The sequence below is a fragment of the Caulobacter sp. genome (assembly GCF_017744445.1).
In the GTDB taxonomy this organism is placed as follows: domain Bacteria; phylum Pseudomonadota; class Alphaproteobacteria; order Caulobacterales; family Caulobacteraceae; genus Caulobacter.
In genome coordinates, this window is sequence record NZ_JAGIBH010000015.1 from 15,010 (window position 1) to 30,673 (window position 15,664).

Annotated in this window: 11 protein-coding genes; 4 read left to right on the plus strand and 7 right to left on the minus strand. The window is 66.5% G+C overall.

All coding sequences use genetic code 11. From position 1 onward, the window contains the following. Positions 1-65 precede the first annotated feature (65 nt). From J7528_RS19590 to J7528_RS19605, 4 genes are all read left to right on the plus strand, one after another. Positions 66-2,051 carry a calcium-binding protein gene (locus tag J7528_RS19590; RefSeq protein WP_291877890.1) on the plus strand — a complete coding sequence of 662 codons (1,986 nt, stop codon included), beginning with the start codon at positions 66-68 and terminating at the stop codon, positions 2,049-2,051. Positions 2,052-2,305: 254 nt separating this feature from the next. Next, positions 2,306-6,097 (plus strand): hypothetical protein, encoded by a 3,792-nt coding sequence (locus J7528_RS19595; protein WP_291877893.1) that lies wholly within the window; start codon positions 2,306-2,308, stop codon positions 6,095-6,097. Positions 6,098-6,216: 119 nt separating this feature from the next. Next, complete coding sequence (locus J7528_RS19600; RefSeq protein WP_291877896.1) at positions 6,217-6,927, plus strand: YceI family protein; 711 nt, start codon at positions 6,217-6,219, stop codon at positions 6,925-6,927. A gap of 66 nt (positions 6,928-6,993) precedes the next feature. Beyond that, a complete protein-coding gene (locus J7528_RS19605) occupies positions 6,994-8,442 on the plus strand; it encodes a hypothetical protein (protein WP_291877898.1) in 1,449 nt (482 codons plus the stop codon). Positions 8,443-8,445: 3 nt separating this feature from the next. On the opposite strand, the gene J7528_RS19610 is transcribed toward J7528_RS19605, so the two are convergent. From J7528_RS19610 to J7528_RS19640, 7 genes are all read right to left on the minus strand, one after another. Continuing rightward, entirely contained in the window at positions 8,446-9,120 is a 675-nt protein-coding gene (locus tag J7528_RS19610; RefSeq protein ID WP_291877901.1) for a TetR/AcrR family transcriptional regulator, read from the minus strand. Then, the gene (locus J7528_RS19615; protein ID WP_291877904.1) at positions 9,117-10,304 is read right to left on the minus strand and encodes a urate hydroxylase PuuD; all 1,188 of its coding nucleotides are present in this window, start codon (positions 10,302-10,304) and stop codon (positions 9,117-9,119) included. Before J7528_RS19615 ends, J7528_RS19610 begins: the two co-directional genes overlap by 4 nt. Continuing rightward, on the minus strand, positions 10,304-10,828 hold the full coding sequence (gene uraD / locus J7528_RS19620) for a 2-oxo-4-hydroxy-4-carboxy-5-ureidoimidazoline decarboxylase (protein ID WP_291877907.1): 525 nt from the start codon (positions 10,826-10,828) through the stop codon (positions 10,304-10,306). Before uraD ends, J7528_RS19615 begins: the two co-directional genes overlap by 1 nt. Next, on the minus strand, positions 10,825-11,739 hold the full coding sequence (puuE, locus tag J7528_RS19625) for an allantoinase PuuE (RefSeq protein ID WP_291877910.1): 915 nt from the start codon (positions 11,737-11,739) through the stop codon (positions 10,825-10,827). The genes uraD and puuE overlap by 4 nt, the downstream gene beginning before the upstream one ends. Positions 11,740-11,881: 142 nt before the next feature. Then, entirely contained in the window at positions 11,882-13,102 is a 1,221-nt protein-coding gene (locus J7528_RS19630) for an alanine--glyoxylate aminotransferase family protein (protein ID WP_291877913.1), read from the minus strand. Next, positions 13,099-14,352: an allantoate amidohydrolase gene (locus J7528_RS19635; protein WP_291878111.1), complete on the minus strand. Its 1,254-nt coding sequence runs from the start codon at positions 14,350-14,352 to the stop codon at positions 13,099-13,101. The genes J7528_RS19630 and J7528_RS19635 overlap by 4 nt, the downstream gene beginning before the upstream one ends. Positions 14,353-14,495: 143 nt before the next feature. Continuing rightward, positions 14,496-15,578 carry a mechanosensitive ion channel domain-containing protein gene (locus tag J7528_RS19640; RefSeq protein WP_291877916.1) on the minus strand — a complete coding sequence of 361 codons (1,083 nt, stop codon included), beginning with the start codon at positions 15,576-15,578 and terminating at the stop codon, positions 14,496-14,498. Between the last annotated feature and the right edge of the window lie 86 nt (positions 15,579-15,664).

Here is a 15,664-nt window from a genome sequence, read left to right on the forward strand (position 1 = left end):
ACTTGAGAACGATCTTGGGTTGATCGCCAATGCCTCCGCCCCATCCGGGGGCTGGAGGTCTACGCATGTATCTGACGGGAACCGAAGGCGACGACATCCTGGTCGGCACGGCCGACGCGGACACCATCCTGGGCCTGGGCGGCAATGACAGCCTGCAAGGCGGCGAGGGCGACGACCTGCTGATCGGCGGGGCCGGCAGCGATACGCTGGACGGCGGCGCGGGCGAGGACACGGTCAGCTACGAGGACGCCGATCCGGCGCCGGCCGCCAGCTTTCTGATGATCCATCTGGGCGGCTCGGCCTGGGAGCTCGGCCCAACCCCTAGCCCATGGACGGACAAACTCGTCTCGATCGAGAATGCCATCGGCTCGACGGGCGTGGACTGGATGGTCGGCACGCTGGGCGACAACAAGCTCTATGGCGGCAAGGGCGACGACAAGCTGGAAGGCAAGGGCGGCGCCGACGTACTGGATGGCGGCGACGGCAACGACGCGATCTCCACGGACAGCTACTTCGATCCGACCCAGGCGGGCTCGCTGATGATCGGCGGCGAAGGCGACGACAGCCTCGGCAGCGGCAATTCCAACGACACCATGCTGGGCGGGGCTGGCAATGACAGCCTGAGCGTCAGGAACTACGCGACCACCCGCGTCGTCGACGGCGGGACGGGCGTGGACACGCTGTTCTTCACCGACGACATCTTCAAGAGCTTCACCACCGGCGTCGCCGTCGACTTGAACAGGGCCGGCGGCCAGATGGTCGCCGCGGGCGTGGAGATGACGATCAGCAACGTCGAGAACCTGACCGGCAGCAACGCCGGCGACACCCTGATCGGCGACGCCAATCACAATGTGCTGAGCGGCGGCGCGGGAGACGACCAGCTGTACGGTCGCGACGGTAATGACACATTGCGTGGCGGAGATGGCGACGACTATCTGAACGGCGGCGCAGGCAAGAATGTCATTGATGGCGGGGCTGGCAACGACACGGTCAGCTATGAGGGCGTAGTCGCCTCCGGCCAACTCCTCATCAACCTCTTGAACCAGAGCGTGGCAGTCTTCGGCCCCTGGGGGATCGAGACTCAAGACACCCTGACCTCCATCGAGAATGCGGTTGGCTCGGATGGCCAGGACTGGATCGTCGGCAGCACCGGCGACAACTACATCCGCGGCGGCGCGGGCAACGATATGATCGAGGGCAAGGGCGGCGCCGACGTGCTGGACGGCGGCGACGGTAATGATCTGATCTCGACCGGTTGGCCTTTCGGCGCTGCGTCTTCCGGCTCGGTCATGATCGGGGGCGACGGCAACGACACGCTTCAGAGCGGCAACTCCAACGACACCATGCTGGGAGGCGCGGGCAACGACTTCCTTGAGGTGTCGAACTACGCCACCACCCGCGTTGTCGACGGCGGGGCGGATGTCGACACCCTGGCCTTCACCGCCTCGGGTATCGGAAGCTTCCCGACCGGGGTCTTCGTCGACCTGGGCAAGGCGACCCAGACCATCGCCCCTGGCGTCGTGCTGACGCTCTCCAACGTCGAGAACATCCTCGGCACGCAGCTGGCCGACTCCTTCCATGGCGACGCCGGCGCCAACCGGTTGGCGGGCAATGAGGGCGACGACTGGCTGTATGGCGCGGCCGGCGACGACGTGCTGCTCGGCGGCGATGGCGCGGACGAGCTTCGTGGCGGCGAGGGACAGGATGTGTTGAACGGCGGCGCTGGGGCGGACACCTTCGTGTTCGCAACGGCCGAAAGCCTGCCCTCGACGCCGGATACGATCGTCGACTTCATCGCCGAGGATCACATCCAATTCCTGGACGGCCCGTCCGGCTCAGCGACCAACTACGCCGAGCTTGAAGCCCCCAGCCCGGTGGCCCTGGCGTCGCTGTTCGCGGGCGAAGGCGTCCGCTACGTGGCGGTGCAAGCGGGCGGCGATGTCCTCCTCTATGCCGACCTGGGCGATGAGGGGACGGGCTATGACGCGCTGATCGTCCTGACCGGCGCCAACCTCTCCTCGATCGACGCCGGTTCGATCCTGGGGCTGTAACTCCACTTCAACGCGTGGCGTCGCGATGGTCCAAAAAGGCCGAATATCGCGCGCCACGCCCATTCTCGAAATGCGCCAACCTGTGGATGAAACCCTTGCTGTCTAAGGGCTGCATGTGCCGAAGCGGCACGGTTCGCGCCTTGGGCGACCGGTTTCTTCGTTAATTCTCCCCAAAACGCTGAAAGCGGTTCGGCGCCGCCCTTGCAGACCCTAGGTCACGCTTCGGTTGTGTTCAGGTTTGGGGAAGTTCGACGATGGATCTGCAAGGCACGCAAAACGCCGAAACCCTTACGGGCGGCGCGGACAGCGATACGATCTACGGCTTCGGCGGCAACGATACGCTGAAGGGCCTGGCGGGTGACGACGTCCTGGCTGGACACGACGGCAACGACACTCTGCAAGGCGGCGCGGGTGACGACTACCTGCTGGGCGGCGCGGGCAACGACACGATCGACGGCGGCGACGGCAACGACTGGGCGGCCTACGAGGACGCCACGGCCGGCGTGAAGGTCGACCTGAACATCACCGGCACGCAGAACACCGTCGGTGGCGGCACGGACAAGCTGACCAGCATCGAGAACGTCTACGGCTCGGCCTACAACGACACGCTGACGGGCGACGCCAAGGACAACATGCTGGTCGGCGACGCCGGCAACGACACGATCAGCGGCGGCAAGGGCAACGACACCCTGTGGGGCGACGCGGGCAATGACGTCCTGGATGGCGGCGACGGCGACGACTACATGGTCGGCGGCGCGGGCGACGACATCATCAAGGGCGGCGCCGGCGACGACTGGAGCTCGTACGAGAACGCCACGGCCGGCGTCACCGTCGACCTGAACAAGACCACGGCCCAGGACACCATCGGCGCGGGCAAGGACACCATCACCGGCGTCGAGCTGCTGTACGGGAGCAAGTTCGACGACGTCCTGACCGGCGACGCCAAGGACAACTACCTGTGGGGCTCGGACGGCAACGACAAGCTGTACGGCGGCGCGGGCGACGACCACCTGTCGGGCGGTAATGGCGTCAACGTCATTGACGGCGGCGCGGGCTGGGACACGGTCGACTACGCGTTCAGCGACAAGGGCGTGACCATCAACCTGTCGGGCGCTCCGGCCCCGCAGATCCCGATCCCGGACGGCGTCGACACGATCATCTCGGTCGAGGCGGCGATGGGCTCGGCCTATAACGACTACATCGTCGGTAACGACGCCGAGAATTATCTGTACGGCGACGCGGGCGACGACGTGATCTTCGGGATCGGCGGCAACGACACCCTGGACGGCGGCGACGGCAACGACGTCCTGCGCGGCAGCTACCGCAAACCCAGCGACATGCTGCTGGGCGGCGCGGGCGACGACCAGATCATCGTTTGGACCGGGCCGGGCAGCGAGGGCGCCGCGACGACTGTCGATGGCGGCGCGGGTTTTGACTCGCTCACGTTCTCGTCGGTTTCCGACATCACCTTGAACCTGGCGAACACCGGCGATCAGGTGATCGCGCCCGGCGTCCACATGGTCGTGCAGAACATCGAGAAGCTCGCGGGCGGCTACGGCAACGACCGCCTGACGGGGGATGCTGGCGCCAACGAGATCAATGGCGGCGCGGGCGGCGACGACATCCTGGACGGCGGCGCGGGCTTCGACGTCGTCTCATACGAGAATTCCCCGGGGGTTCGGGTCGATCTGTCCAAGACCGGCCCGCAGGACACCAGGACTGGCGGCCTCGACACCTTGATCAATTTCGAAGGCGTCAAGGGTTCCGGCATGGCCGATATCCTGATCGGCGACGCTAAGGACAACACCCTACAAGGCGCTGGCGGCAACGACATCCTAGATGGCGGCGCGGGCGTCGACACCGCGATCTTCACCGGCGCGACGACCGACTACACCTGGACCAAGAACGCCAACGGGACCTGGACGGTGAAGGGCCTCGACGGCATCGACACCCTGCTGAACATCGAGAAGCTGAAGTTCTCCGACAAGACCGTGACATTGTCGTCGTCGGACACCACGGCGACGGTCGACGGCCTGCTGGCGTCGCGGACCCTGGTGACCTCGGCCTCCGGTATCAAGGATGCGATCCTCTCGGCGGACGGCGGCACGGCCTATGTCACGACCGGCCAAGGTCACGTCCTGGCCATCGACACGGTCTCTGGTCAGGTTCGCGCCGATATCCTGGTCGGCAGCGCGTTGGGCGGCATGGATGTCTCGCCGGACGGGCGCTACCTGGCGATCACCGAAGGTCTCCTGGAAGGCGCCTCGGGCGAACAGTGGGACTACAAGGCGACCATCAAGGTCCATGTGGTCGATCTGCAGACCGGCACGGTCAAAGACTATTCGACGACCGCCACCGGCTACGACCGCACGTTCATGGATGCGGCGTTCACCAACGACGGCAAGATCCTGCTCACCCAGAGCTACGACGGTTCCGGCTTCACGCCGATCACGACGCTGGACCCGGTGACGGGAACCTTCACGCGCGGCACGGCGAACTATGCCCAGAGCGGCGCGATGTCGGTGACCGACGACCATAAGGGGGTGCTGCTGGCGCCGACGAACATCTCCGACGGGCCGCTGTTCATCCTGGAGGCGGGCGGTGGTGTCGTGGTCCGTCACAATGGATACGACGACGGCGTGCAGGGCTTCAACGCCGGGATCCAGGCCATTTCGGGCGACGGCTCGAAGATCGCCCAGTGGATCTATCCCGGCCTGGTGCATGTGTACGATGGCGAGTTGGACTATCAGGTGAACCTGGTGGACTACATCCCGATGCTGGCGGGCGACACGCCCGCCGCCAACATCTACGGGATGGATTTTAGCGCCGACGGGAAGCACCTGTTCATCGTCGACCTGTCGGGCGGCAAGATCCTGGACGTCGAGACCTCGACCTGGACCTTGGAAGAGGTCTACGCCATCCCCAACGACCCGGCCATCGACTGGAAGCCCTATAGCAACGTCAGCAACTGGTTCGGGGATCGCGTCCAGCTGAGCGCCGATGGGCAACGCATGATCATCATGGACGGCGACAAGGTCGTCTCGCTCAACATGATGGCGCTCCAGCCCTGGGGCGGGACGCTGCGGATCGACAACCTGACCGGCACGAACGGCGCTGACTATCTGCGCGGGTTCGAGGGCAACGACACGATCAGCGGCGGCTGGAGCGAGGACACGATCGTCGGTGGCAAGGGCGCCGACACGCTGACCGGCGGCGGCAATGCCGACCGCTTCGTCTTCGCCAAGGGCGATACCGTGTGGTCGACGACCAGCGACGTGGGCGTCGACGTGATCACCGACTGGGAAGTCACCGATAAGTTGGTGTTCGGCCCGCACAGTGAGGTCATCCACTACGCCGAGCAGACCGCGACCAGCTGGCAGGCGGCCGCGACGACGGCGCCGCAGATCATGGCGTCGCAGCATCTGTCGTACCTGGCCCTGCAGGTCGGAGCGGACGTCTATGTCTTCGCCGCCCCCAGCGGTGCGGCGAACGGCGCCATTGAGAATGTCGTCAAGCTGGCCAACACCACGCTGGACAAGATCAGCATCGACAACTTCCTGCCGGTGGGCGACGGCGAAGCCAACCTCTTGGTCGGCGGCGCCTCGGCGGACGTAATCTACGGCTATGGCGGCGACGACGTGATCATCGGCGGCCAGGGCCGGGATGTCCTGTTCGGCGGCGCGGGCAACGACACGTTCAAGTTCAACGCCGCGGATAGCGTCTTCGACACGCACGACCTGCAACTGACGACCGCCGACGTGGTCATGGATTTCGGCGCCGGCGACAAGCTGGTGTTCGAAGCGCGCGGCGGGACGGGCATTACGCCCGGCATCCTGAACATCGGTCAGGCCGCCAATGCGAGCTTGGCCGAGCTGAACCTCCAAGCGATCATGGCCCAATATCAGAGCGGCGCCTTGAAGGTCCCGGAGTACCTGGTGCTGGGCGTGGGCAATGACACTTGGGTCATCCACGAGTTCACCCAGGCCGTGCAGCTCAAGAACGTCGACTCGTCCCTGGTGACCGCCGACATGTTCATGGCCGCGTAAGGGCGCCCCCCTTCCGCAACCTCCACCGCGCCCCCACGTTGACGTCCAGTCAGTGTGGGGGCGCGCTCGCTTCCGCCAGAACGCCGGCGCGTGAGACCGGCTCTTTCGGAGGGAAGCGTATGAAGTCTGTTCTGCCTGTCGTGGCGTTGCTGGCCCTGGCCGCCTGTTCGCCGCAGACCGCCGAGAAGAAGGCCGAGGCGCCCGCCGCCGCCGCGCCGACGGCGACCGCGCCCAAGCCGCCCAAGGCCGACATTCCGGCGGGCGACTACACGCTGGACAAGGCCCACTCGACGCTGGTGTTCCGCGTCAGCCACCTGGGCTTTTCGAACTACACCGCCGCCTTCGGCAGCTTCGACGCCAAGCTGAAGTTCGATCAGAACAACGCCGGCGTCAGCGCGCTGGAAGCGACGATCGATCCCAAGTCGCTGACCATTCCCAGCCCGCCCGAGGGCTTCCTGGCCGAACTGACCGGCGCGCAGTGGCTGAACACCGCGACCTATCCGGCCATCACCTTCAAGTCGACCAAGGTCGAGACCACGGGTCCCGATACCGGCAAGGTGACCGGCGACCTGACCTTGCACGGCGTCACCAAGCCGGTGACCCTGGATGTCACCTATAACGGCGGCTATGCCGGTCACCCGATGGACCCGCACGCCCGCGTCGGCTTCTCGGCCAAGGGGACGTTCAAGCGCTCGGACTTCGGCATCGCCTACGGCGTGCCCGCGCCCGGCACGACCATGGGCGTCAGCGACGAGGTCCAGGTCACGATCGAAAGCGAGTTCAGCGGTCCGGCCCTGGCGACCGCGCCCGCTCCAGCCCCCGCCGCCTAGTCGCGATCGCACTCGCCTCTCACGGCGTTCGGCTCTAAGCTTCCACCAGGCATGGTGGGGGCGCCAATGACCGAGACGCCGACGAGCGAAAAGCCAGAAGAGGCCGGGGCTTCCGTGAAGCCTCGGTCGTCCGGGCTGATGGCGCTGCCGGGCGAAATCGTCGCCGCCTTCCGCAAGGATGTGGTGGGCTGGGTCTCCAAGTCGCTGCTGGCCGCGCTGGTCGCCGCGGGCGGCCTCTACGGCGCCAAGATGCTGGACCTGGCCAAGGAGGCGCGCAACCAGCGCCTCAACATCTCCAACACGGTAGCCTTCGAGCAGGCGCGACGTGACGTCGGCGCAGGCGCGGTGTGGGCTGTGCCGTTCCGCAATCGTGGCGACAGCTCGCAATATATCGCCGTTTGGGCCAGCGAGGAGCAGGCGCCGTGCGAACCGGAAACCGACCTGAAATGCCTGCGGATGCTGGGGTCGCTGCGGCTCAACCTTCTGGTCGGCGACGGACAGTTCTACGAGGTCAAGCCCATAGCGGCGAGCGCCTATGGCAACCTCTTTATGCAGCCCGCGGTCGATAGCGCCGCGCCTGACAAGGCTTGGCCCGAGAACCAGGTCTATTTCGGCGTGACGGACTGGGATCATGATGGGCGTCGAGAGGTGCTATCCATCGCCAACACGCTGGGCACAAGCGCTACTCATTTCGTCGCGATCAATCTCTATGACGTCGCCGCTGGAAAGAGCGCCTTGCTCGTGGTGACGCACAGCCGTTCGACCGTCAGTCGCAAGTTCGACAACGCCGACGATCCGGCCCTGCGGTCCTGGCTCAATGCCCGTTATGAAGAATGGCTCGGTCCTGAGGGGCGCGATTGCGTTCGCGCCCTGGATGGCGTCCTGGGCTGTACGCCCTCGGCCTCGGCGGCGAAGGACACAAGTCCAGAAGACGCCGCGCTTGAGGCCAACTATCAGTTCGAGACGGCGCTGGTTGACGATTGGAACAAGGTCAACGGCTTCAACTTCACGACAGGCCAGCTCAGGCTCACCGTGAGGCAAGGCGCGCCAGCGGGGCAGCCCTGCATGCGCGACGGAAACCTGGCCTGGTACAACCAGTTCAAGGGGCCGCTGCTGGTTCATGACGTGGTCAAGGGCAAGACCGCTGCTTTCTATGTCCAGGACGGCGATCACCATCGCGAGATCCGCCGGATCTTCCTGGGCAAGCGCTATGTTTGGCTGGGCCTGGCGGTGGGCAGGAACGAGCTGCTCGCCATCGATCGCGTCACGATGAAGGCCGAGGGGGTCCATGTGGAAGAATGGTCGAACGGCATCCCCAGTCCTTATGAGACTGGCGCGGTGCTGGCGCCCGAGGGAACCAAGGATATGCAGCTGAGCGAGCTGGACCTGACGGACGGCCGCCTGACCTACAATGGTCAGCCGCTGACATTGATGACCGAAGCGGGCCTGGTCGATCAGTCCTTGGAGTTCGCCTCGCCCAAGGGCTGCCGGGAAACTGATCCCGCGACCTTCTGAGACCTAGCGCGCGCCGCGCGTCAGATAGCCTTCCAGCAAGGCCAGGGCGTGGTCCAGCCGCGCCCTGCGCCACTCGGAGGCGGTCATGTCGGTGTCCAGGGTCGCCGACAGCGAATAGCCGTTGGCGAGGTGGAAGCGGCTCATGGCCGCGATGGTCACGTAGATCTGCACGGGGTCCAGGTTTGGCCCGAACACGCCCTGCTTCTGGCCGCTTTCGATCAACCGCTCCATGGTGTGGCGCAGCGGGAAGGCGGTCTCGGTGACCACCCGCGACTGCGAGGCGAACTTGCCGTGCTGCAGGTTCTCGTTGCGCAGCAGGCCCTCGAAACGGGGGTTCTTCTCGAAATAGTCGAAGGTGAAGCGCTGCAGCTCGAGGAAGCCTTCCAGCGGCTTGTCGAAGTCGATCTTCAGCTCGGCCTCACGCGCCCGCAGGTCCATGTAGGCGCTTTCGAGGACGGCCATGTACAGGCCCTTCTTGTCCCCGAAGTAGTGGTACAGCATCCGGATGTTGCACTTGGCGGCCTTGACGATCTTCTCGATCCGGGCCCCAGCGAAGCCGGCCTGGGCGAACTCCTTGAGCGCCGCGGCGAGGATCGCCTTCCGTGTGCGTTCGGCGTTGCGCTTGCGCGGGACGCTTTCAGTGTCGGTCTTGTTCGCGTCCAGGACGGCGTCGGTCACGGGATCTTGGCTCCCTGATTGATCCAGGCGCCCAGCTGGGCCCGCTCCTCTACGGTCATGGCGGTCTCATTGCCAAGAGGCATGCTGGTGGAAGTCACCGCCCGTTCGCGGATTTTGCCCGCATAGGTGCGGATGTGCTCAGGGTTGTCGAAACTCGCGCCCAGCGGAGGGGCCGAGAAGCCCGTGTGGGTCGGCGTTTTGCTGTGGCACATGACGCAGTGCTTCTGGATGATCGATTCGGCGGTGGTGAAGGGCACCTGGCTGGTGATCTCGACCTTGTCCTTGGGCTTGATGCTGGCGATCGCCGTCGCGCCGAAGATCAGCATCGCGCCGTAGAACAGGAACTCGTGCCGGATCCTGCCGAAGTGGCGCTGGATGAAGAAGTAGCGGATCGAGATCGCGCCAGCGCTGATCAGGGCCAGCAGCAACCAGGCCTTCGGGTGTCCCGAGACGGCCGGATAGTGGTTGCTGATCATGATGAAGATGACCGGCAGGGTCATGTGGGTGTTGTGCACCGAGCGTTGCTTGCCCATCGCCCCCAGGCGCGGGTCGACGAGGCGGCCGGCCAGCATGTCGGCGACGATCTTGCGCTGATTGGGGATGATGATCAGGAAGACGTTCCCGACCATGCAGGTGCCGATGATCGCGCCCACGTGGATGAAGGCGCCGCGATCGGAGAAGATCTGGGTCAGGGCCCAGGTCGCGCCGGTGAGGGTCGCGAACCAGACCACGCCGAACAGCTTGCCATTCTTGCCCAATGGCGAGCGGCACAGGGCCTCGTAGACCAGGAGGCCGCCGAAGATGAAGGCCAGGCCCGTGGCGATGGCTTGGGCTTGCGTGAACGCATGCTTGGCCGGGTCGATCAGATAGACCGGCGCGCCGACATAGTAGAGCACGGTCAGCAGGGCAAAGCCCGACAGCCAGGTGGTGTAGGCCTCCCATTTGAACCAGTGCAGGTGGTCGGGCATGTGCGCCGGCGCCACCATGTACTTCTGCGAATGGTAGAAGCCGCCGCCGTGCACGGCCCACAGCTCGCCCTTCACGCCGTCCTTGGGCGGGTTGGGATCGCGCAGATTGTTGTCCAGCCAGACGAAGTAGAACGATGCGCCGATCCAGGCGACGCCGGCTACCACGTGCAGCCAGCGCAGCGCCATGCCGGTCCAGGCGGCGAAATCGTAGTCCATCAGGCGGTCACCGCGTCCAGCAGCCGGAGTTTGGAGATCAGGCCGATCTGCTTGATCGCCTCGGCGATCTCGGCCGCCTCGTCATGGGCCAGGCGCGCCTGCATGGCCGCCAGGATCGAGGCCTTGTCGTTCAGGCGCACGGCGATGATGAACGGAAAGCCGAAACGCTGGCCGTAGGCGGCGTTCAGCTCGTGGAAGCGGGCGAATTCCTCGGGCGTCAGGCGGTCGAGACCGGCGCTGGCTTGCTCAGAGGTGCTCTCGGCGGTCAGCTGCTTGGCGATGGCGGCCTTGCCGGCCAGTTCGGGGTGAGCGCGGATCAGGGCCAGCTTGTCGGCCGTGGTCGCGCTGTCGAGCACGGCCATCATGGCCTCATGCATGGCCTCGACGCTGGCGAACGGCCGCTCGCTCCAGGACCGCTCGACCACCCACGGCGAGAGCTCGAACGCGAACCCGAGCGCGGTGGTGAAGCCGGTCTGGTTCATGCTGTTGAGCCGAGCCAGGGAGAGGGGCGGGGCGCCGCTCATGCCTTCACCTCATAGGGATGGGTCGCGATCCAGTGCCGCGCGATGTCGATGCGCTTGGCCACCCAGACGCGGTCGTGCCGGGTGATGTGCTCCAGGAACCGCCGCAGGGCGCCGATGCGGCCGGGCTTGCCGACCACGCGGCAGTGCAGGCCGACGCTCATCATCTTCGGCGCGGTCTCGCCCTCCAGGTACAGGGCGTCGAAGGCGTCGCGCAGATAGGTGAAGAACTGCTCGCCGGTGTTGAAGCCCTGCGCGGCCGTGAAGCGCATGTCGTTGGCTTCCAGCGTGTAGGGCACGATCAGCTGAGCACGGCCGTGCTGGTCGTCCCAATAAGGCAGGTCGTCGGCATAGCTGTCGGCGTCGTAGAGAAAGCCGCCTTCCTCGGCGACCAGACGGGCGGTGTTGGGGCTGGTGCGGCCCTGGTACCAGCCCAGGGGGCGCTCGCCGGTCAGGCGCTTCTGGATCTCGATGGCCTGCTGGATATGCTCCAGCTCCTGCTCGGGCGTGAAGTGCTGGTAGTCGATCCAGCGATAGCCGTGGGTGGCGATCTCCCAGCCGGACTGCATCATCGCCTCGACGGCGTCGGGATGGCGCTCCATGGCCTGGGCGACGCCGAACACGGTCAGGGGCAGGCCGAACTCCTCGAACAGCCGCCGGATGCGCCAGAATCCGGCGCGCGAGCCGTATTCGTACAGGCTCTCCATCGACATGTTGCGCATGCCTTGGATGGGCTGGGCACCGACCATCTCCGACAGGAAGAACTCGCTGACGGGGTCGCCGTGAAGGATCGACCGCTCGGCGCCTTCCTCGTAGTTCAGCACGAACTGCACGGCCACGCGGGCGCCGTTCGGCCATTGGGCTTGAGGCGGGTGTTCGCCGTAGCCGATCAAGTCTCGAGGGTAAGGGGTCATGCCTTCTGCCCCCTTCGGGGGCGGACGACCGCGCAAAGCGCGGTCAGGTGGGGGCGAGTGAGGTGAGTGTTCTGGACACTTGCCCCCTCCGCGCCTGCGGCGCTCCTCCCCCGGAGGGGGAAGACGGTGATGGCCGAGCCGATCATGCGAACACCTTCGCGGCCGCGTCGACGCCAGCGCCGGCCGGGGCCTTGAAACCCTCCCAGCGCAACACCGCTTCGAGCGCCGCCAGGGTCTGGAGAACCGCGTGCTTGCGAGCGTTCACGCCCATGGTTCCGATGCGCCAGATCTTGCCGGCCAAAGGGCCGAAGGCCGCGCCGATCTCGATCTCGAACTCGGTGCGCATGCGGGCTTTGACGCGGTCGTAGTCGACGCCGCTTGGGGCGATCACGCCGGTGACGTTGGTCATCTTGTGGGCCTGGTCGCCGTAGACCGTCAGGCCCAGGGCTTCGATCCCGACGACCATCGCCGCGCCCGCTTGGCGGTGACGGGCGAAGCGGGCTTCCAGGCCTTCCTCCAGCACGATCCGGGCGCACTCGCGCGCCGCGAACAGCATGCTGGCCGCTTCGGTGTGGTGGTTCAGGCGCTTGTCGGACCAGTAGTCCATGATCATCGCCAGATCGAAATAGTTGGAGGCGATACGGCGGCCGTTGCCCGTCGCGCCCGGCGTCGCCAGGCCCCTCTCGACATGGCGGCGGCCGAAGATGTGCTCGGCGGCGCGGTCGCTGATGGTGATCGGCGCCGAGCCGGAGGGGCCGCCCATGCACTTCTGCAGGCCGGCGGTGACGATGTCGGCTTGCCACTTACCCACAGGGACGCTCATGCCGCCCAGCGTGGCGGTGGCGTCGACATACAGCAGCGCGTCGTGGCGGCGGCAGATCTCGCCAATGGCCTCGATCGGCTGGGCGATGGTGGTCGAGGTGTCGCCGTGCACGCAGGCCACCAGGCGCGGCTTCACGCGGGCGACGGCGTCCTCGACCGCCTGCGGATCGACGACCTTGCCCCACTCGCCCTCGACGAAGGTGACCTTGGCATCGCACCGCTCGGCGATCTCGGCCAGCAGCAGGCCAAAGCGGCCGGCATTGACCACCACGACGTCGTCGCCCGGCGACAGGGTCGAAACCAGCGCCGCCTCGATCCCGGCGCGCGAGGTGCCGTCGATCAGGAAGGTCCACTGGTTCTGCGTCTCGAACACGCCGCGATAGAGGCTCATCACCTCGTTCATGTAGCCGGTGAATTCGGGATCGAACTGGCCCAGCAACTGCACCGACATGGCCCGCAGCACGCGGGGGTGCACGTTGATCGGGCCTGGCCCCATCAGCAGGCGGGCGGGGTGGTCGAGTTCTTTAAACGTATCGGTCATGCGCGTTCGCGTCGTTCTAGCTTGTCGATGAAGTGGAGCATGGCCTGGGCCGCCAAGGCGCAGTCGGCCTCGGTGACGGCCTCGGCCGGGTTGTGGCTGATCCCGCCCTCGCAGCGGATGAACAGCATGGCGACAGGGCACAGGTCGGCCATCACCATGGCGTCGTGACCCGCGCCCGACGGCAGGCGACGGGCGGGCAGGGAGAAGTCGGCCAGGGCCTCTTCGAGCATCGCCATCAGCGACGGATCGCAAGGGCTCTCGGCCAGCGCCTGCATCAGGCTGACCTCGGCCCGCAGACCGCGCTTGGCGGCGATGGCGTGGATCTCGGCGCTGATGGTCAGCACCGCCTCATCGCGCGTCGCGGAGGTCTCGGCGCGGATGTCCATCGAGAACTCGATCGCGCCCGGAATGACGTTGAAGGCGCCGGGCAGGGCGGTCATGCGGCCGACCGTGCCGACCAGGCCATCGGTCCCGGCGCGGCAGATCCGCTCAAGCGCCAGGATGGCTTCGGCGGCGGCGGGACCGGGGTCCTTGCGCAGGTTCATCGGCGTGGTGCCGGCGTGGCCGGCCGTGCCTTCGATCCGCACCATCAGCCGCTTCTGAGCGGCGATGGCGGTGACGACGCCCAGGGCCAGGCCTTCGGCTTCCAGCACTGGGCCCTGCTCGATGTGCGCTTCCAGGAAGGCCAGCACGTCCCGCGGCTTGCGCGCCGCGCTGGCGATGTTGTCCGGATCGCCGCCGAACGCCTCTAGCGCCTGCGCGACCGACACGCCCTCGGCGTCTTTCATCTCCAGCGCGCTAGGATCCAGCGTCCCGGCGATCGCCCGGCTGCAGCTCATCGAGGCGGGGAAGCGCGAGCCTTCCTCATCGCCGAACGCCACCACCTCGATCGCGAAGGGCAGGCGGCGGCCGGCGCGGTTCAGGGCCTCGACCACGTCGATGCCCAGCATGATCCCCAGCGGCCCGTCATAGCGCCCGCCGTTACGGACGCTGTCGATGTGCGAGCCGATGATCAGCGCCTTCTCGCTGGGCAGCTCGCCTTCGTAGCGACCGATCAGGTTGGCGGCGGCGTCGCGGCGCACGCTCATGCCGGCCTCCAGCATCCAGCCGGAGAGGGCGGTCAGGGCGGCCTCGTGGGCGGGCGTGAGGAACCGGCGCGTCAGCTGGCCCTCGACCTCGCTGTAGGGCATGACGCCCAGCAGGTCGCAGCGGGCCTTAGCTCGGCTGCCGATGTCGAAACCCACGGTCACGTCCGCTTCCATCCCGAAACCCTAGCAGGCTGCGCCCGCCATCCTTCTGCGACAAGCGCCCAAGCGGAAGGATCCCGCCCAGGCGCCCGCATGCGCGCCATGTCGAGACGGCGGCGCCTCCTGTTAAGTCATAATTTGCTTACTTACGAAAGGGCGGAGGCTTCTGCCGCCAACGCCAGTCGCCGCTTCGGGAAGGCGTCCGGCAGTTCATCCCGCAGGAAGGCCATCATCTTTTCGCGGACTTCGCAACGCAGGTCGAAGGTCTTGGGGGCGTTGCGGGCGCTGACCAGGCAGCGAACCTCCATGACCTCGGCGGTCAGGTCGGTGACGGCCAGGTTGACGACCTTGCCGTCCCAGAGGGGAGAGGCCTTGGCGATCTCCTCCAGCTTGGCGCGCAGGCGATCGACTGGCGCGGCGGGGTCGACATAGAGCATGGCCGTACCGATCAGGGCGGCGCTCTCGCGGGTCCAGTTCTGGAAGGGCGTCTGGATGAAGTAGCTGAGCGGCAGCACCATCCGCCGCCAGTCCCACAGGCGCACGACGACATAGGTGGCGTTGATCTCCTCGATATTCCCCCATTCCTTCTCGACGATCACGGCGTCGTCGATGCGGATCGGCTGGGTCACGGCGATCTGGATGCCGGCGATCAGGTTGGTCAAAAGAGGTTGGAGCGCCAGACCGACGATCAGCGACGCCGCGCCGCCGGCGGCCAGCAGGCTGACGCCCCACTGCCGCACGCCGGGGATGGTCATCAGCGCCAGGGCCAGGGTGAAGATGCCGACCAGGATGGCCACGGCGCGCCGCAGGATCCGCACCTGGGTGACGTGCTTACGGGCCAGCAGGTTGTCTTCGACGTCGACCCTGAAGCCTCGCAGGTAGAGCGCCGCGCCGATGTCGAGCGCGGTCATGGCCATCCAGCCCAGCAGCAGGATGAACAGCACCAGCAGCACGTGCTTGGCGCCGGCCGCCTGGGCGGCGGTGAGGGGCGCGGCCGAGACGGCGGGGCCTAGGGCCGCGACGATGAAGGCCATTCGGGTCGGTCGCCGCGTGCGGGCGATCAGCGGCTGCCAGAAGGCGCTGTGACGCGAGATGGTGTGCCGGACGATCCGTACGACGATCGCATGGACGGCCAGGGCCACGACGACCGCCACGGTGATCAGCACCGTGCTGACCAGCCACGGCGGCGCCCAGCCGAAAGCAGCGATCCAGGTCTGGAGTTGGGTCATCCCTGGCCGAACGTCCCGCAGGTGCGAAGGCTCCAGCCGAAAAAAGAAAGGGCCGCGCCGGTGATCCGGCGCGGCCCAAGTCAAGC